General features: G+C 72.9%; 19 protein-coding genes. 12 read left to right on the top strand and 7 right to left on the bottom strand.

Features of this window, described 5'->3' with window-relative positions; all coding sequences use genetic code 11:
• From ACFZDA_RS09950 to ACFZDA_RS09940, 3 genes are all read left to right on the top strand, one after another.
• Entirely contained in the window at nt 1-414 is a 414-nt protein-coding gene (locus ACFZDA_RS09950; protein WP_391077652.1) for an OB-fold domain-containing protein, read from the top strand.
• Nucleotides 411-1184 (top strand): enoyl-CoA hydratase-related protein, encoded by a 774-nt coding sequence (locus tag ACFZDA_RS09945; protein ID WP_391077649.1) that lies wholly within the window; start codon nt 411-413, stop codon nt 1182-1184. Before ACFZDA_RS09950 ends, ACFZDA_RS09945 begins: the two co-directional genes overlap by 4 nt.
• Nucleotides 1185-1274: 90 nt before the next feature.
• Nucleotides 1275-2225 (top strand): alpha/beta fold hydrolase, encoded by a 951-nt coding sequence (locus ACFZDA_RS09940; protein ID WP_391078556.1) that lies wholly within the window; start codon nt 1275-1277, stop codon nt 2223-2225.
• Between the two features lie 47 nt (nt 2226-2272).
• Here the strand turns inward: ACFZDA_RS09940 and ACFZDA_RS09935 are convergent, their stop codons facing one another.
• The 3 genes from ACFZDA_RS09935 to ACFZDA_RS09925 all read right to left on the bottom strand — a co-directional run bounded on the left by ACFZDA_RS09935 (nt 2273) and on the right by ACFZDA_RS09925 (nt 6245).
• Nucleotides 2273-2863: a hypothetical protein gene (locus ACFZDA_RS09935; RefSeq protein ID WP_391077646.1), complete on the bottom strand. Its 591-nt coding sequence runs from the start codon at nt 2861-2863 to the stop codon at nt 2273-2275.
• 125 nt (nt 2864-2988) lie between these two features.
• The gene (locus ACFZDA_RS09930; protein WP_391077642.1) at nt 2989-5367 is read right to left on the bottom strand and encodes a PQQ-binding-like beta-propeller repeat protein; all 2379 of its coding nucleotides are present in this window, start codon (nt 5365-5367) and stop codon (nt 2989-2991) included.
• A gap of 203 nt (nt 5368-5570) precedes the next feature.
• Nucleotides 5571-6245 (bottom strand): VOC family protein, encoded by a 675-nt coding sequence (locus tag ACFZDA_RS09925; protein ID WP_391077639.1) that lies wholly within the window; start codon nt 6243-6245, stop codon nt 5571-5573.
• Nucleotides 6246-6427: 182 nt separating this feature from the next.
• Here ACFZDA_RS09925 and ACFZDA_RS09920 point away from each other — a divergent pair, with 182 nt between their 5' ends.
• Nucleotides 6428-7063 carry a TetR family transcriptional regulator gene (locus tag ACFZDA_RS09920; RefSeq protein WP_059418219.1) on the top strand — a complete coding sequence of 212 codons (636 nt, stop codon included), beginning with the start codon at nt 6428-6430 and terminating at the stop codon, nt 7061-7063.
• Nucleotides 7064-7179: 116 nt separating this feature from the next.
• Here the strand turns inward: ACFZDA_RS09920 and ACFZDA_RS09915 are convergent, their stop codons facing one another.
• Nucleotides 7180-7650 carry a nitroreductase family deazaflavin-dependent oxidoreductase gene (locus ACFZDA_RS09915; protein ID WP_391077637.1) on the bottom strand — a complete coding sequence of 157 codons (471 nt, stop codon included), beginning with the start codon at nt 7648-7650 and terminating at the stop codon, nt 7180-7182.
• Entirely contained in the window at nt 7647-8828 is a 1182-nt protein-coding gene (locus ACFZDA_RS09910) for an acyl-CoA dehydrogenase family protein (RefSeq protein ID WP_391077634.1), read from the bottom strand. Before ACFZDA_RS09910 ends, ACFZDA_RS09915 begins: the two co-directional genes overlap by 4 nt.
• Before the next feature lie 110 nt (nt 8829-8938).
• On the opposite strand from ACFZDA_RS09910, the gene ACFZDA_RS09905 reads away from it, so the two are divergent.
• The 8 genes from ACFZDA_RS09905 to ACFZDA_RS09870 all read left to right on the top strand — a co-directional run bounded on the left by ACFZDA_RS09905 (nt 8939) and on the right by ACFZDA_RS09870 (nt 15281).
• Nucleotides 8939-10111 carry an acetyl-CoA acetyltransferase gene (locus ACFZDA_RS09905; RefSeq protein WP_391077632.1) on the top strand — a complete coding sequence of 391 codons (1173 nt, stop codon included), beginning with the start codon at nt 8939-8941 and terminating at the stop codon, nt 10109-10111.
• Between the two features lie 348 nt (nt 10112-10459).
• On the top strand, nt 10460-11041 hold the full coding sequence (locus ACFZDA_RS09900) for a 2'-5' RNA ligase family protein (RefSeq protein WP_391077630.1): 582 nt from the start codon (nt 10460-10462) through the stop codon (nt 11039-11041).
• Nucleotides 11042-11090: 49 nt separating this feature from the next.
• Entirely contained in the window at nt 11091-11540 is a 450-nt protein-coding gene (locus tag ACFZDA_RS09895) for a DoxX family protein (RefSeq protein ID WP_391077628.1), read from the top strand.
• Nucleotides 11540-11971 carry an OB-fold domain-containing protein gene (locus ACFZDA_RS09890; protein WP_391077625.1) on the top strand — a complete coding sequence of 144 codons (432 nt, stop codon included), beginning with the start codon at nt 11540-11542 and terminating at the stop codon, nt 11969-11971. Before ACFZDA_RS09895 ends, ACFZDA_RS09890 begins: the two co-directional genes overlap by 1 nt.
• A gap of 31 nt (nt 11972-12002) precedes the next feature.
• Nucleotides 12003-12644 (top strand): GNAT family N-acetyltransferase, encoded by a 642-nt coding sequence (locus ACFZDA_RS09885; RefSeq protein ID WP_391077622.1) that lies wholly within the window; start codon nt 12003-12005, stop codon nt 12642-12644.
• Nucleotides 12645-12684: 40 nt separating this feature from the next.
• The gene (locus ACFZDA_RS09880) at nt 12685-13584 is read left to right on the top strand and encodes a GNAT family N-acetyltransferase (RefSeq protein WP_391077620.1); all 900 of its coding nucleotides are present in this window, start codon (nt 12685-12687) and stop codon (nt 13582-13584) included.
• Nucleotides 13585-13631: 47 nt separating this feature from the next.
• Nucleotides 13632-14270 carry a HEAT repeat domain-containing protein gene (locus tag ACFZDA_RS09875; protein ID WP_391077617.1) on the top strand — a complete coding sequence of 213 codons (639 nt, stop codon included), beginning with the start codon at nt 13632-13634 and terminating at the stop codon, nt 14268-14270.
• Between the two features lie 6 nt (nt 14271-14276).
• Nucleotides 14277-15281, top strand: a complete 1005-nt coding sequence (locus tag ACFZDA_RS09870; RefSeq protein WP_391077614.1) for a HEAT repeat domain-containing protein — start codon at nt 14277-14279, stop codon at nt 15279-15281.
• 12 nt (nt 15282-15293) lie between these two features.
• On the opposite strand, the gene ACFZDA_RS09865 is transcribed toward ACFZDA_RS09870, so the two are convergent.
• Entirely contained in the window at nt 15294-15959 is a 666-nt protein-coding gene (locus ACFZDA_RS09865; protein ID WP_391077611.1) for a pyridoxal 5'-phosphate synthase, read from the bottom strand.
• Between the two features lie 38 nt (nt 15960-15997).
• On the bottom strand, nt 15998-16423 hold the full coding sequence (locus ACFZDA_RS09860) for a pyridoxamine 5'-phosphate oxidase family protein (protein WP_391077608.1): 426 nt from the start codon (nt 16421-16423) through the stop codon (nt 15998-16000).
• Nucleotides 16424-16528 lie beyond the last annotated feature (105 nt).

Genomic DNA, 16528 nt, shown 5'->3' with positions numbered 1-16528 from the left:
ATGCTGCGTCCCGTCACCGACACCGACGGCGCCCCCTTCTGGGAGTACGCCGCCCGGGGCGAGCTGCGGGTCCAGGCCTGCGCCGGCTGCGGTGAGCTCCGCTTCCCGCCCCGGCCCTGCTGCCCGCACTGCCAGTCCTTCCAGGCCGACTGGCGCCGGATGTCCGGCCGGGGCCGCGTCTGGTCCTACGTCGTTCCGCATCCGCCGCTGCTGCCCGGCTACGCCGAGCTGGCGCCGTACAACGTGGTCGTCGTCGAACTCGACGAGGCGCCGCGCATCCGGCTCGTCGGCAACCTCGTCGCCGGGCCCGGTGAGCCGATCGGCTCCCTCGCGGCGGACCGCCTGAGGATCGGCGCCCGGGTGCGGGCCGTGTTCGACGACGGGCTTCCCCGGTGGGTCCCGGAGCGGTCGTGAGCAGGGTCCTGGTCAGTGCCGACGAGGACAGCGGGGTCGCCGTCGTCACCCTGAACCGGCCCGACCGGCTCAACGCCGTCGACCTGGAGATGGCCCGTGAACTCGCCGGGACCTGGCGGACGTTGAGATTCGAGGACTCCGTGCGGGCGGTCGTCCTCACCGGTGCCGGGGAGCGGGCCTTCTGCACGGGCATCGACCGGGACGCCGTCGTGCCGCAGCCGGACTCGCCGTACTCCCAGGACGATCCGCTGCTCGGCATCGGGCCGAAGGCGAACGACCTGTGGAAACCGGTCGTCGCCGCCGTACGCGGGATGGCCTGCGGAGGTGCCTTCTACCTCCTCGGGGAGGCGGAGTTCCTGGTCGCCGACACCACCGCCGCCTTCTTCGACCCGCACACCACGTACGGAATGGTCAGCGCCTACGAGTCCGTCCTGATGGCGCAGCGCATGCCGTACGGGGAGGTCGCGCGGATGGCGTTGATGGGGACGGCGGAACGGATCTCGGCTCGTCGGGCCTACGAGATCGGGCTGGTGTCCGAACTCGTGGCGGAGGGCGAGGCGTTGGGGGCGGCGCGGGCGTGCGCCGCCGTCCTCGCCGGGTATCCGGCCGAGGCGGTGCAGGGGACCGTGCGGGCGCTGTGGGCCGCGAGCGAGGCGGGGCGGGCCCAGGGGTTCGCGCAGGCTCCGCATCTGATCGCGCTCGGGAACGCGACGGGCGAGGAGCAGGCCCGGCTGTTCGCGGGGCGGCGGCGCGAGTACCGGTCGCGGTAGCCGGTCGGCCGGTCGCGGTAGCCGCTTGGCCTTGCGCCAGGGAATCGTTTCCCCTTACACGCGTATGCTCGACGGGTGGTTGAGCATCGGATGATCGACGTGAACGGCATACGGCTGCACATCGCGGAGCAGGGCGAGGGCCCGCTCGTGGTGCTGCTGCACGGGTTCCCGGAGTCCTGGCACTCCTGGCGGCACCAGTTCGGGCCGCTGGCCGAGGCCGGTTTCCGGGTGGTCGCGCCCGACCAGCGCGGATACGGGCGCAGTGATCACCCCGAGGACGTGACGGCGTACAGCATCCTGCACCTGGTGGGTGACGTGGTCGGGCTGGTCCACGCCCTGGGTGAGGAGCGGGCGTTCGTCGTCGGGCACGACTGGGGAGCGCCGGTGGCCTGGCACACCGCGCTGCTGCGGCCGGACGTGGTGCGCGGGGTGGCGGGGCTGAGCGTGCCGCCGCCGTTCCGGGGCGCACAGCCACCGCTCAGGACCATGCGGGAGCGGTTCGGCGGGCGCTTCTACTGGAACTACTTCGAGGAGCCCGGGGTCGCCGAGGCCGAGTTCACCGCCGACACCCGCGCCACCCTGCGCAGGCTGCTGTACTCCGCCTCCGGTGACGCCCCGGGCGCCGGACGCCCCGAGCAGGCCCTGGTCGACCTGGACCGCGGCTGGCTGGCGGACGCGCCCGACCCCGAGGTGCTGCCCGAATGGCTGACCGAGGAGGACCTCGACGCCCTCACCGACAGCTACGCGCGGGGCTTCACCGGCGCGCTCAACTGGTACCGCAACCTGGACCGCAACTGGGAGCTGACCGCCCCCTGGCAGGGAGCGGTCGTGTCCACGCCCGCGCTGTACGTGTACGGCGACCGGGACCTGGTCCCGGCCTTCCCGGGCACGGCCGAACTGATCGAGAAGCTGCCCGAGTTGATGCCGAACCTGCGCCGGAAGCCGCTCGTGCTGCCGGGCTGCGGCCACTGGACGCAGCAGGAGCGGCCCGCCGAGGTGAACCAGGCGCTGCTGGACTTCCTGACGGAGCTGCGGGACTGACGTCCCATCGCCCGTCGGAAGGAAGTCCCCCTCGGCTCCGGCCCTGTTCAGTCGTCGACGAGGGCCTGGCGGTCGACCTCGCAGTGGTCGACCGAGTCCACCAGGCCCGCTCCGCCGCCCACCTCGACCTGGACGGTCGCCTTGCCCCGGGCGGGGACCGTGACGTCCGCGTACCGGTCGATGACGGTGATGCCCCGGGCGTCCTCGAAGGTCACCGAGACGGAGAACGTGGCCTTGCGGCTGTTGGGGTTGCCGACCTCGACGGTCGCGTGGGGCGTGGCGGGGGTCGCGCAGGTCACCAGCTTCGCCGTACCGTCCCGCAGGGCCTTGCCGGAGCCGGAGCCGGTCGTGGCCGTCGGCCTGGACCCGTAGTTCGGCCTGCGGTTGTAGGAGCCGCCGCCGCTGGTCGCGTAGTCGTCGTCATCGTCGTCGTCGGAACGGTAGGAACCGCCGGAGCCGCCGGAGCTGTACGAGCCGCCGCCCGACGTCGACGACGACCTCGAACTGTCGTGGTCCTGGCGGGAGCTGCTGCACCCGCCCCCGCTGCCGTGGCTGCCGCTGTGGCTGTGGCTGTGGCTTCCGCCGCGGCCCCGGCCCGTGGAGAAGCCGGTCAGTGCCAGTACCACCAGGATTGACACCGCTGTGAACTTGAGCCCGCGCCCCCGAATCCGCATGGCGGACAGCCTAGTGATCGACTGTCACGGTCATGTCACCGTGGGGCGACCGGCGCGTGCCCGAGGCGGTCGGGCACGCGGCGGGCGCGTCACGCGGTGCGCGCCGTGCCCGTGCCCTTCTCGGCGTCCAGCGCGTACACGCAGCGGTCCTTGCTGCACGCGTACACCACTCCGTCCCGGACGACCGGGGAGCCGGTGATCTCGCCGCCGGTGGCGAGTTTCCAGCGCAGCCGGCCGTCGTCGGCCTTCAGGGTGTAGAGCAGGTGGTCGGTGGAGCCGAAGTGGATACGGCCCTCGGCCACCGAGGGGGCGCCCACGATGTCGCCGCCCGCCTGGAAGCGCCACTTGGGTGTGCCGGTGACCGCGTCGAGGGTGTAGAGGCCCTTGCCGCTGCCCACGTGGACATGGCCGGCGGCGACCAGGACGGGGTCGACGGACGCCCGGGACTCGGTGGCGATGCGCCAGCGGTCCCGGCCGTCGGTGGCGTCGAGGGCGTAGACCGTGCCGAGGTAGTCGGCGAGGTAGATGCCGCCGCCGGTGACGGCCGGGCCGGGGACGAAGGCGGGCGGGGACAGGAAGACGGCCGGGGCCTCGAAGTGCCACTTCACGTGCCCGGCGGCCACGTCGAGGGCGAGGACGCGGGTGCCGGCGCAGACGTAGACGTAGCCGTCGGACGCCTGGGCGACCCGGACCGGGACGCCGCCGCAGGAGGCCGTGTCGCCGATGGGGTACGACCAGCGCTCGTCGCCGGTGCGGGCGTCCAGGGCGCGCAGCCGGGCGTCCTGCCACACGTAGACCGTGCCGTCGTGCAGGGCGGGTCCGGCCTCGGGCGACTCGAAGTCGCTCTGGCAGCCGGTGACCTCCCAGAGCTTCTGGCCGTTCGAGGCCTCCCAGCCCTGGACGCCGCCGCCCCGGGTGCCGGTGACGACCGTGCCGCGTTCGGCCTTGAGCGAGTAGACCCAGGCGTCCGTCTGCAGGCGCCACAGGTCGGCGCCCTCGCGGGCGTCGAGGGCGAACAGCGTGGGCCCGTCGGAGGCGTGGATACGGCCGTCCGCGACCGCCATGGACCAGGCGACGTCCCGGGTCTTGAAGCGGCGGCGGCCGGTGGCCACGTCCAGCGCGTGCACCTCGAAGGAGGTGACGTAGACCAGGTCGCCGTCGACGGACGGGGTGCCCCAGACGTCGTTCGACATGCGGAAGCGCCAGGGCCGCCAGCCGCTCGCCTGCTCGGGCGGCGCGGCCGGGGCCGGGGGCGCGGCGACGGCGGGGCCCACGGCGGGGTCGGTGCCGTTGACGCCGGGGCGGGGCTTGGACCAGGAGGCGGCCAGGGCGGCCTCCGGAGGGGGTGCCTGGACGGCGGCGGCACGGACGTCGGCGACGCGCGGGCCGGGGCCGATGGGCACCTGGGCGCCGGCCAGCCGTACCGGGCCGGTGTCGGGGCCGCCGACGGGGGCGGGCACGGGCGCCGGGACGACCGGGGCGTGCGAGGGCGGGGGCGGGACGGGGGCGGGCGCCGGGGCGGGGCGTCCGCCGCCGCTGCGGCCGGTGGCGGTGGCGGGCTTGCCGGCCGGGCGGCCGTTGCGGCGGGACTCGATCAGGCCGACGGCCCGCTCGGGCAGCCACGCGGAGGCCGTGCCGCTGTCGTCGGAGCCGGAGCCGAAGAGGTGGGGGGCGAGCTGGGCCTGGAGGTCGGCCGGGTTGGGGCGGGCCGTGGGGTCCATCTGCATACAGGACTCGATGAGCGGCCGCAGCTCGTCCGGGAGGCCCTCCAGGTCCGGGCCTTCCCGCAGCAGCATGAAGACGGTCTCTACCGGGTTGGCGCCGTGGAAGGGCGGGTGTCCGGTGGCGGCGAAGACCAGCATGGAGCCGAGGGAGAAGACGTCGCTCGCGCCCGTGACACTGCGGGAGTCCTTGGCCTGTTCGGGGGACATGTAGGCGGGCGTGCCCACCGCCACGTTCGTCATCGTCAAACGTGTGTTCGAAACGCCCGACGCGATACCGAAGTCGATCACCCGGGGGCCGTCCTCGACGACGAGGACGTTCGACGGCTTGAGGTCCCGGTGCACCAGCCCGGCACCGTGGATGGACTGGAGCGCCTCGGCCACGCCCGCCGCCAGCCAGCGCACCGCCTGGGCCGGGAGCGGCCCGCAGTCGTTCACTATCTCTTCGAGGGAGGGTGCGGGAACGTACGCGGTGGCGAGCCACGGCACGGCGGCGCGCGGGTCGGCGTCCACCACCGCGGCCGTGTAGAAGCCGGAGACGGCGCGGGCCGCCTCCACCTCACGCGTGAAGCGGACCCGGAACAGCTGGTCCTCGGCGAGCTCCGTGCGGACGGTCTTGATCGCCACGCGCCGGCCGGACGCCGAGCGCGCGAGATAGACCAGCCCCATGCCGCCGGCACCCAGCCGTCCCAGCACCTCGAACGGCCCGATCCGCCGCGGATCGTGCTGCGTCAGCTGATCCACCACTCTGCCTGCCACCTCCCCGTACGAGCCGCGCCAAGCCACATGTTCCACGCGACCCCGTGCAGCGTCTCACCACCGCACCGCCATGGCGGCACGCACCCCGATTCTTCCTGGCCGGAGCCCTGGTTGCGAACCCGGTGACAATTGGGATGTCTCTGGACACAGGCGATCAAACGACGACCAAAACACTGCGCGATCAGCCCTGCTCAGCGGTGCAGCAGCGCGAAGGACGCCCCCTGATTGTCCGTGACGACGGCGACCGTCCCGTACGAGGTCGCAAACGGCGGGGCCTGGATCCGTCCGCCGAGCCGGGTGACGTCCTCCAGCGCGGCCGGTACGTCCTCGACGGCGAAGTGGACCAGGAAGTGGGGCGGCATCTCGGCCGGGAACACGTCGGTGACCGGGGCGCGGCCGACATCGGGCTCGGCGTCCGGTCCGAACAGTGCCTCCTGGAAGAGATCGCCGTAGAAGGCGTTGGCCGCCTCGGTGTCCCGGGCGTACAGCTCGGCCCAGGCGAAGGTGCCCGGCTCGTGCCGCCTGCCGAAGCCGGGGTGCCCGACCGCCTGCCACAGGGCGAAGACGGCCCCTTCCGGGTCGGTGACCAGGGCGGTGACGCCGAGCTCGCCGGCCGGCACCGGCGCCGAGACGACCTGCCCGCCGGCCGCCCGGATGCGCCGGGCCAGGGCCGCCGCGTCCGGGGTCGCGAAGTACACCGTCCAGACGGTGGGCAGCCGGCCGTCCATCTTGCGGACCAGCGCGGCCACGGGTTCACCGTCCTTCAGCGCCTGCGCGAAGGGGCCGAACCAGTCCTCGAAGGTCCACCCGAAAAGTTCACCGTAGAACCGCTTGCCCGCCTCGACGTCGGGAAGCTGCGCGTCCACCCAGCAGGGAACGCCCTCTGCTTACACCGATGCCCTGTTTTCGGCCATGCCGACAACGTAACCGCGACTGCCACAGCCCGCAGACCAGGCACACCAGCCCCCGCACTCCCTTGCACCCCATTTGCAGTCGGCCGAATCGCGCCCCGATCACGCCTCGGTAAGCTGACGGCATGACAGGACAAGTGCGTACCGTCGACGGCCGCGTGGCCGGCAGGCGTGGGCAAGCGACCCGGCAGAAGCTGCTCGACTGCCTCAGCGAGATGCTCAGCTCCTCCCCGTACCGGGACGTCAAAGTCATCGATGTCGCCCGGAAGGCGGGCACTTCGCCCGCGACCTTCTACCAGTACTTCCCGGACGTCGAGGGCGCCGTCCTGGAGATCGCCGAGCAAATGGCGACCGAGGGCGCCGCGTTGACCGAGCTCCTCCAGGGCCGTTCCTGGGCCGGCAAGGCCGGCTGGCAGACGGCGCAGGAACTCGTCGACGGGTTCCTGGAGTTCTGGCGCAAGAACGACGCGATCCTCCGGGTCGTCGATCTCGGCGCCGCCGAGGGCGACAAGCGCTTCTACAAGCTCCGGATGAAGATCCTCAACTCGGTGAACAACTCCCTCGCGGACTCCGTCGCCGAGCTCCAGGCCAAGGGCCGGGTCGACAAGGACGTGAACCCGGCGGCCGTCGCCGGTTCGCTGGTCGCGATGCTCGCGGCGGTCGCCTCCCACCAGAAGGGCTTCTCCTCCTGGGGCGTGAAGCAGGCCGAACTGAAACCGAACCTCGCGCTGTTGGTGCACCTGGGCGTCACGGGCAGAAAGCCCACGAAGTAGCCCGGCCCGCCGGTCCCGGCCTTTTTCCCGCATCCAAGTCCTGTCTGGCAGGCGGCGGTCCACCCGAGTGGACCGCCGCCTGTTGCGCTTTCCGCCGTCGTCGGATACGCGACTTTCTACCGTCGTACGACCCTGAATACCCGTATCTCCCGCTCCACCCGCGCCTGATACGCCGCGTACGGCGGCCAGAACGCCAGCACCGCCCGCCAGGCCGCCGCCCGCTCCGCCCCCTCCAGCAGCCGGGCCGTGACCGGGATGTCCTGGCCCTTCCAGCTGATGCGGGCGTCCGGGTGGGCGAGCAGGTTGTGACTCCAGGCGGGATGCCCGGGCCGCCCGAAGTTCGACCCGACGAGGATCCAGCCGTCCTCGCCGCCCTCCGGCATACAGGCCAGCGGTGTACGACGGGGCAGACCGCTCTTCGCCCCGGTCGAGGTCAGCACCACTCCCGGCAGGAGCTGCGCGCTGAGCAGCACTTTTCCGCCCGTGAGCCGGTGCACGGCCCGGTCCAGGGCCGGGAAGACGTGCGGCGCCACCCGCGCGAAGCCCCGGGTGGAGGACACCTTCTGCACGAACCGCACGCCCCTCATCGGCCGGCCTCCTCGAAGACATGCGCCACGTCGGCGGCGTGCGCCCGCAGCCGGTGCACCGGCCCGAACAGCAGCTCGTCGCCCGCGGCACGCTTGAAGTACAGGTGAGCCTCGTGCTCCCAGGTGAAACCGATGCCGCCGTGCAGCTGGATCCCCTCGGCCGCGGCCGAGCGCAGGGCCTGGAGCGCCTGCGCGAGGGCGAGGCCGCCCACCCGCTCCCCCTGGGCGACGGCCCAGGCCGCGTAGTACGCCGCCGAGCGGGCCGCCTGCACCTGGACGTAGACATCGGCGAGCCGGTGCTTGACCGCCTGGAAGGAGCCGACCGGCCGCCCGAACTGCTCGCGCTGACCGACGTACTCGACGGTCCGCTCCAGCACCCGGCCGGCGGCGCCGACGGCCTCGGCGGCGAGACAGGCGGCGGCGGTGTCACCGAGGCGGGCGAGGGCGGTCAGGGCGTCGGTGTCCTCGCCGCCCAGCAACTCGGCGGGGGTGTCGCGCAGTTGAAGGCGAGCCTGCGGACGGGTCGCGTCCAGCGCGGTCTGCCGTACGCGGGTGAGACCGGCCGCCTCCCCGCGCACGAGGAAGAGGGGCACGCGGGAACGGGCGAAGCCCCCGGTGTGCGCGGCGACCACGAGCAGCCGGGCACTGTGCCCGTCGAGGACCTGCTCGACCTGCCCGTACAGCCGCCAGCCGCCATCGGCTCGCCGGGCCTGCACACCCCCGGCCCGCCCGCCGCCGGCCCACTCCCCGTGCGGGTCGTGGCCGGTGAGGGCGAGGGCGGTGACGAGGGCGGGACCCGGTACCGCGAGGGCCGCGGTGAGTGTCCCGGAGGCGATCCGCGGGAGGAGGGCGGCCCGCTGGGCGTCGGTGCCGAGGGCGAGCAGCAGCGGGGCGGCGAGGACGGCCGTGGCGAGCAGCGGGGAGGGGGCGAGGGCCCGGCCCGTCTCCTCGCAGGCGAGGGCCAGCTCCGTGACGGAGCAGCCGACACCGCCGTGACGCTCGGGCAGGGCCAGTCCGGGCAGGCCTAGCTGCTGCGCGAGGGCGGTCCACAGGGCCGGGTCGTGCCCGGCCGGCGTGCCGGCGGCGGCCCGCAGCTCCTCGGGGCCGCACCGCTTGTGGAGCAGTTCGCGCAGGGCGCGGCGGATCTCGTCCTGTTCGGGGGTGAAGCGGGCGTCCATGGGGGCAGCACCTCCATATCTGACGGTGCGTCATATTAGGGCGCGGGGGCGGGGATGCCCAGAGCCCGGGCGGCCTTGCGCCACCGATTAGCTGATGTACCGTCAGATTCATGGTTGCCCGGAGGAAAGTGGCCGTCGTGGGCGTGGCCCTCTCGGACTGCGGCCGCGTGGACGACGCGACCCCGTACGCCCTGCACGCCCAGGCGGCCCGGCGCGCCCTGGCCGACGCGGGCCTGGACCGCCGCCTGGTCGACGGCTTCGCCTCGGCGGGCCTGGGCACCCTGGCCCCCGTCGAGGTCGCCGAGTACCTGGGCCTGCGTCCGACCTGGGTCGACTCCACCTCGGTCGGCGGCTCCACCTGGGAGGTCATGGCCGCCCACGCGGCGGACGCGATCGCGGCCGGGCACGCGCGCGTGGTACTGCTCGCCTACGGCTCGACGGCCCGCGCGGATGTCAGGGCGGGCCGCCGCACCGCGACCCTGTCCTTCGGCACGCGCGGTCCCCTCCAGTTCGAAGTCCCCTACGGCCACACCCTGATCGCCAAGTACGCCATGGCGGCACGCCGTCACATGATCGAGTACGGCACGACGATCGAGCAGTTGGCTCAGGTGGCGGTCCAGGCCCGGGCCAACGCGGCCCTGAACCCGGAGGCGATGTTCCGCACCCCCGTCACGGTGGCAGAGGTCCTGGCCGGCCCGATGATCGCCGACCCCTTCACCAAGCTGCACTGCTGCGTCCGTTCCGACGGCGGGGCGGCGGTGCTGCTGGCGGCGGAGGAGTACGTACGGGACTGCCGCAGGCCGCCGGTGTGGGTGCTGGGCAGCGGGGAGCACGTCTCGCACGCGGCGATGTCCGGGTGGGCGGACTTCACGGTGTCCCCGGCGGCGGTGAGCGGACGCCTGGCCTTCGAGCGCGCGGGCGTACGGCCGGACGAGATGGACTTCGCGGAGATCTACGACGCGTTCACCTACATGACCCTGGTGACGCTGGAGGACCTCGGCTTCTGCGGGAAGGGCGAGGGCGGGGCGTTCGTGGAGCAGGGCCGGCTGCGGGTCCAGAGCGGGGACCTGCCGGTGAACACCGACGGGGGCGGGCTGTCGGCCCAGCATCCGGGGATGCGGGGGTTGTTCCTGCTGGTGGAGGCGGTACGGCAGTTGCGGGGTGAGGGCGGGGAGCGGCAGGTGCGGCGGGGCGCCGACGGGGCGCTGCCGCGGCTGGGGGTGGCGTCCGGGACGGGCGGGTGGTTCTGCTCTTCGGGGACGGTGGTGCTGGGGGTGGGGTGAGGGGCACGCCCACAACCAAACGAAGCACTACTAGCGCAGCTCGCGCGGTGGAGCACACGGACGCCGCCACGGTCAGCGCTTCGATCACCCGGACCGGCACGGATTCCGCGCGGATCACCGTGACCGACACCTCGCGCACCAGACCCTCCCGCTCCCGCCGGTTGGGGACGGCCGGCCGTGTGCGGGGCGAGGCGCGCCATCGCGGCCGGTTGTTCCGGCTGTGGATCTGCTTGGTGTCCTTGCTCCGCATAGGTCTGGAGGGGTGTGGCACCGCTGCGGCGGTGGTTGCCACCCAGGCCCTGGAACCAGTTTCTTGCTCACGACCCGTCCCGACTGTGATCATGGAATGTGGCGAGCACGGATGAGAGCAGAGTCGAGGGCGCGCGAGAGACGGACCGGTGGCCGGACATACCCGGCGACACCGCGTTCACCATCAGGATCCCCGAGGCAGATCCGCTGGTCCGGGCCGGGTTCCCCGCCCATGTGACCGTGCTCTACCCGTTCGTGCACGAGAGCCGCATGGACGCCCCGGTCCACCGGGAACTGTCCGGCCTCTTCGCCGGGCACGATGCGTTCACACTGACCTTCGCCGCATTCGGCCGCTACCCCGGTGTCCTGTATCTCGACCCGCAGCCGCACGCCCCGGTCAAGGCGCTCACGGCGGACCTCACCAGGCAATGGCCCGAACTGGCGCCGTACCGGGGGCTCTTCGGCAGCGGCCTCGACCCGCACCTGACCGTCGCGAACCACGAGGGCCCCGCGACCCAGGACGCGGCGTACGACGCGCTGCAGGCCGAACTCGCGCCGCTGTTGCCCCTGAGCTGCCACGTCAAAGCGGTCCAGCTCATCGTCTGGGACGGCGAACGCTGGCAGAACCGAGCCGAATACCCGCTCGGTCGCGACAAGGCCTGTTGCGGGCAAGTTATCTGACGTACCGTCAGATGACAGTGTCGGGCGGCGTCGACGCGGGAGCATGGGCATGGACACGATCTGGCTCAGCGGAGCGGAATGGCTGGCCGTGCTGCGGATCGGGCTCGGGCTGTGGTGGCTGGAGAGCTGGCGGCACAAGGACCGCAAGGCCTGGTTCGCACGCGGCACCGGCATCGCGTGGGCGGCCGGGATAGCCGCCAAGCACCGGTGGAGCGCCGTACGGTCGGGCTTCGACACGGTCGTCGCGCCCCACCCGCGCGCGATGGCGTACGTCGTCGTCTACGCGGAACTCGCGCTCGGACTGGGTCTGATCACCGGCTTCCTCACTCCGGTCGCCCTGGTCGGCGGATTCCTCCTCAACGCCCTCTACTTCACCCTCATGATCCACGAAGTCGCCGAGCAGGGGCAGAACTCCATGATGGCGCTGATGTCGGTGGTCGGGCTGTTCGGCATGTCCTGGCAGACCTGGTCGCTCGACAGCGCGCTGGGGCTGTTCTGATGGCCGGGCGGTTCGACCTGCCCGAGCCGGACGCCTTCACCCGGACGTACTGGGACGCGGCCGCCGAGGGCCGGCTGCTGATCCGCCGTTGCCGGGCCTGCGGCCGGGCCCATCATTATCCGCGCGAGTTCTGCCCCCACTGCTGGAGCGAGGACGTCGCCTGGGAGCCCGCGAGCGGCCGCGCCACCCTCTACACCTGGTCCGTCGTCCACCGCAACGATCTGCCGCCCTTCGCGGAACGCACCCCGTACGTCGCCGCCGTGGTCGACCTCGCCGAGGGGCCGCGGATGATGACGGAGGTCGTGGGGGCGGCGGAACCATCGGCGGGAGAACCGACGGCCGGGGAGCTGTCCGCCGGGGCGGAGCTGGAGGTCGTGTTCCGGGACGGGATCCCGGTGTTCCGGGTGGTGTCATGCGCGGCCGACGGGTGAACGGCGCCGCCCCACGCGCTTGAATGGCCCCATGGCCCCCATACCCGACCGGTCCCTGACCGGCCCCCTCCCGGAAATCCACGGCCACGGCCTCCATCTGCGCCCCTGGGACGCCACGTCCGGCGCCGACGTCGAGACCTGGCTGCGCGGCATGCGGGACCCGGAGTTCCGGCGCTGGAACACTCCGCTGAGGCTGGTCACGGACCGGACGAGCGCCCGGGAGTCGCTGCTCGCACGGGCCCAGAGCGCGACGGAGGGCACATCCATGTCGTTCCGGATCGCGGACGCCCGCAGCGGCATCGCCCTGGGCCACATCGGCGTCAATGAGATCAAGTACCACGTGAAGGTCGCCCGCGTCGGCTACTGGGTGCTCCCCGAGGCCCGCGGCCAGGGCGTCGCCACCCGGGCCCTGCTGCTCGCCGCCCGCTGGGCCCTCACCGAACTCGGCCTGCACCGGCTGGAACTGGACCACGCCGTCGGCCACGAGGCCTCCTGCCGGGTCGCCGAGCGGTGCGGGTTCGCGTACGAGGGGACCCTGCGCGGGGCGATCTTCGAGGAGGGCCGGCACGACGCGTTCCGGAACGCCCACCTGCACGCCCGCCTGGCCACGGATCCGGAACCGGGCGCGGAATCGGCTCCGGAATCGGATGCGGGCCGTGGGCCCGGGGCGTAATTCGGAGGAGCCGAGCCGGGCGCGGGCGGCATCATGGGGCATGCGCACCGACGACTGGCACTGGCATCTCACCCAGGACCTCGACGCCTTCCTGACTCGCGCCGGCGATTTCCTCCGCTCCCAACCGGCCCTGCACACCGTCCCGTTGACCGTCACGGAGACCCTGCGCACGCGCGGGCTGCACGTCTACGGCGACGGAACACCGGAGTTCGGCGTGCTGGAACAGGACGGCACGGTCCGGGCGACGTTCTTCCGCACACCACCGCACCGGCTGAACCTCACCGCCCTGACGGCCGAGGACGCCGATGCGCTGGCCGCGCGGCTGGCCGCCCTCGGCCGACGCCTGCCCGGCGTGCAGGCCGACCACGACACCGCCACCGACTTCGCCGAGGCCTGGCAGCGGCACACGGGCGCCACGATCGCGCTCGGGCAGCGTCAGCGGCTCTACCGGCTCGGCACCCTGACCGTGCCCCGTCCCCTACCGCCCGGCCGGCCGCGCATCGCCGGCGAGGCGGACCGGGAGCTCCTCATCCGCTGGCACGACGAGTTCGTCGCAGCCGCCGGCTCGGGCGTCTTCCAGGACGCCGCCGAGTGGGCGGACGCCCGTATCGAGCGGGGCGGCATCACGTTCTGGGAGATCCCCGACGGCACCCCCGCCGCCATGGCCGACACGACCCCCGAGGTCGCCGGCCAGGTGCGCGTCTCCGCGGTCTACACCCCGTCCCCTCTGCGCGGCCGAGGCTACGCGGGCGCCGCCACAGCCGAGGTCAGCCGCGCCGCCCTGGCCGCCGGAGTGCAGGAGGTGCTCCTCTTCACGGACCTGTCGAACCCGACCAGCAACGGCCTGTACCAGCGCATCGGGTACCGGGCGGTGGCGGACTTCGCGGTGTACGACTTCACCGGGTCCACCGGGTCCACCGCGCGAACCGCACCCGCTTGACCTTGACACGGTGACAAGGCCTTCACTGGGGCGAGGAGGTGATCCCGATGAGAGGTCTCCGAGGCCTGGAGGACAGCAGCCCGTCCGTGCGGCTGCGGGCGGCGCTGGCCGCCGGCACGGCGCCTGACCCGCGGTTCGTCGGCAAGCTCATCGAACGATGCGCGAGGGAGCCGGAGTTCTCCGTGCGCGAGATGCTGACCTGGGCGCTCACCCGCCACCCGGCGTCGACGACGGTCCCGGGGCTTGTCAGGGAGCTCCGCTCGGAGCGTGCGCAGGCCCGGAGCCAGGCGTTGCACACGCTGTCCAAGATCGGGGATCGGCAGGTCTGGCCCGCGATCACACGGGCGCTGCTGACCGATGCCGACGACGAGGTGGCGCGCAGCGCCTGGCGGGCGGCGGTCGTTCTCGTGCCCGAGGGTGAAGAGGCGGGGCTGGCCGGGGTGTTGGTGACACAGCTGGGGCGCGGCGGGCGTGAGACGCGGTTGAGTCTCAGCCGGGCACTGATCGCGCTCGGTGAGGTGATCACGCCGGTCCTGCACGATGCGACGGCGGATCCCGACCCCCGCGTGCGCGCGCACGCGCTCGCCACGGAACGGCTGTCCCGCGACCCGGATGCCGGGTTCGAGTTCGCGATCGAGGAGGCGAAGCGCGTCGTGGCTCTCGGCGCGACCGGCCAGGAGGGGTGACAGGCCGTGCTGATCGGTGAGGTGGCCCGGCGGTCGGGGGTCAGCGCCCGCATGCTCAGGCACTACGAATCGCTCGGCCTGGTGCGGCCGACGGGTCGTACCGATGCCGGTTATCGCGAGTACTCCGGCGCGGACGTCCGGCGGATCTTCCACATCGAGAGCCTGCGGTCGTTGGGGCTGTCGCTGCGTGAGGTCAGGCGCGCGCTGGATGATCCCGGCTTCGCTCCCGCAGAGCTGGTCGACGGCCTCGTCCGCCAGACGCGAGAGCGCATCGCGGCGGAGACGGAGCTGCTCACGCGACTCCACAGGATCGGCGCGGCGGAACCCTCCGACTGGGAGGACGTCCTGCACGTCGTCGCGTTGCTTCGGGGGTTGGGGTCGAAGAGCGCCGGAACGCGCCAACGTGCGGCCCTGTCCTCGGGCGACGAGGTCCCGGTGCCGGTGGAAGCCCTGGTCGAGGCGGTGCTGAGCGAGACCGACCCGAACGTCGCCGGAGCCCTGCGGTGGGCTTTGGCGCGATCGGGCCACGGCGCACTGGCGCTGCTGGCCGAGGGCCTCGGCTCACCGGCGGCCGAGGTGCGCAGGCGTGCCGTCGAGTCGATCGCCGAGCTTGCGGACGGTGAGGCGACCGCACTGCTCCGGGACGCCCTCGGGCACCCCGACATCGCGGTCCGCAGGTATGCGGCTGTGGCGCTCGGGACACGCGGGGTGGCCGACGCGGTCCCGACGCTCATCGACATGGTCGTCGAGGAGGCGAACGACGTCGACGCGGCCGATGCGCTGAGCGCGCTGGCGGATCGCCCCGCGGCGGCGGACCGGATCGCTGCCGGGCTCGTCGACCGCCTCGCCGACCACGCCGTCGGATCGTCCGCACGTCGACGGCTGACACAGGCGCTCGCGGACATCCCGTCAAGCACGGCGGCACATGCCCTCGCCGAGCTGTCCCAGGACGAGGACCGTGCCGTGGCGCTCACCGCGGCCTACGTTCTCGGGCTGCGCGAGACGCGATAGGCCCGGGCCCGTTCACGGCCACAGCAGTTCCCGCGTCCACTCCTCCCCTGTACTCCGATAGCGGAGCCGTACGTGCCGCCGTGCCGCGTCTCCCTGGAAGAACTCCACTTCTTCCGGCCGCAGCCGGTACAGGGTCCAGGACGACACGGGGGCATCCGGCTCGCTCCGGGCTCGTTCCCACGCCGCCTCGGACACCCGCGCCAGCTCCTCCACAGAGCCCAGGATCTCGCTCTGGCGGCCGGTCAGCGCCGCGGCCAGCGCGCCCGTCGAGCGCGCGTGGAGGTCGCCCTGGGCCTCCTCGGACGGAGCCGACGACACCGGGCCGCGCACCCGGACCTGCCGGCCCAGGACCGGCCAGTAGAAGCAGAGCGCGGCGTACGGGCGGGCGCCGAGGTGGCGGCCCTTGCGGCTGCCGGCGTGGGACGCGAAGGACCAGCCGGTCTCGTCGGCGCCGTGCAGCATGACGGTCCGTACGTCGGGCAGGCCGGACTCGTCGGAGGTCGCCAGCGACACGGTGTGCGGCTCGGTCTGCCCGGCCGCCACCGCCGCCGCGAACCATTCGGCGAAGAGCGGCAGCGGGGCGGCGGGGGCGGTCGTCGGGTCGAAGGGGGGCAGTTGGGTGACCTGCGGGTCCCAGACCCGAAGCGACCTCAGCAGCTCGTGAAGATCCGTTGCCATGCCCCGATTGTCACCCGGGAGGGCGTCTCACACCCGCCTCACACCTGCCCGAGGTCCGACGACACCCACCGCTGCGGCCTCATCCGCAGCACCACCAGGTCTCCGTCGTTCTTCAGGGAGAACTCGACGTAGTCGTCGACCTTGTCGGCCGGCAGGTAGCGCGCCGAGAGCTCGCGGAGCTGGTCGCGAGTGGCCGGGGCCGTGTCGACGACCGGGCCCTCGACCGACACGTAGCGGATCGTCGGCTCCAGCCGGTCCACCATGAGCGAGAACCGGCCCGCCGCGCTGATCAGCTGGTTCTTGCGGGATTCGAGGCCGGTCATGATCCAGATGTCGCCGCCGGGCTCGTACTGGTACCAGATGGGCACGGTCAGCGGCGCGCGGCCCGGCCCCGCGTCGACCGCGAGTGCGGCGATGTGCGGCTCGGCCAGGAACTGTTCACGCTCTTCACGGGTCAGGGCCATTCCGGTCTCCTTCGCGGGGTCGTTCCCGTCTCCACCTCGGTGTCCTCTCAACACCCCTCCCACAGACGGCTGTTCCCGTGGCGCCCCGTGTCCTTCGGCCTCTGC

Source organism: Streptomyces sp. NPDC007991 (genome assembly GCF_042958445.1).
GTDB lineage: Bacteria > Actinomycetota > Actinomycetes > Streptomycetales > Streptomycetaceae > Streptomyces.
The sequence above is the reverse complement of the archived record's forward strand: the minus strand, read 5'-3'. Positions and strand labels throughout refer to the sequence as shown.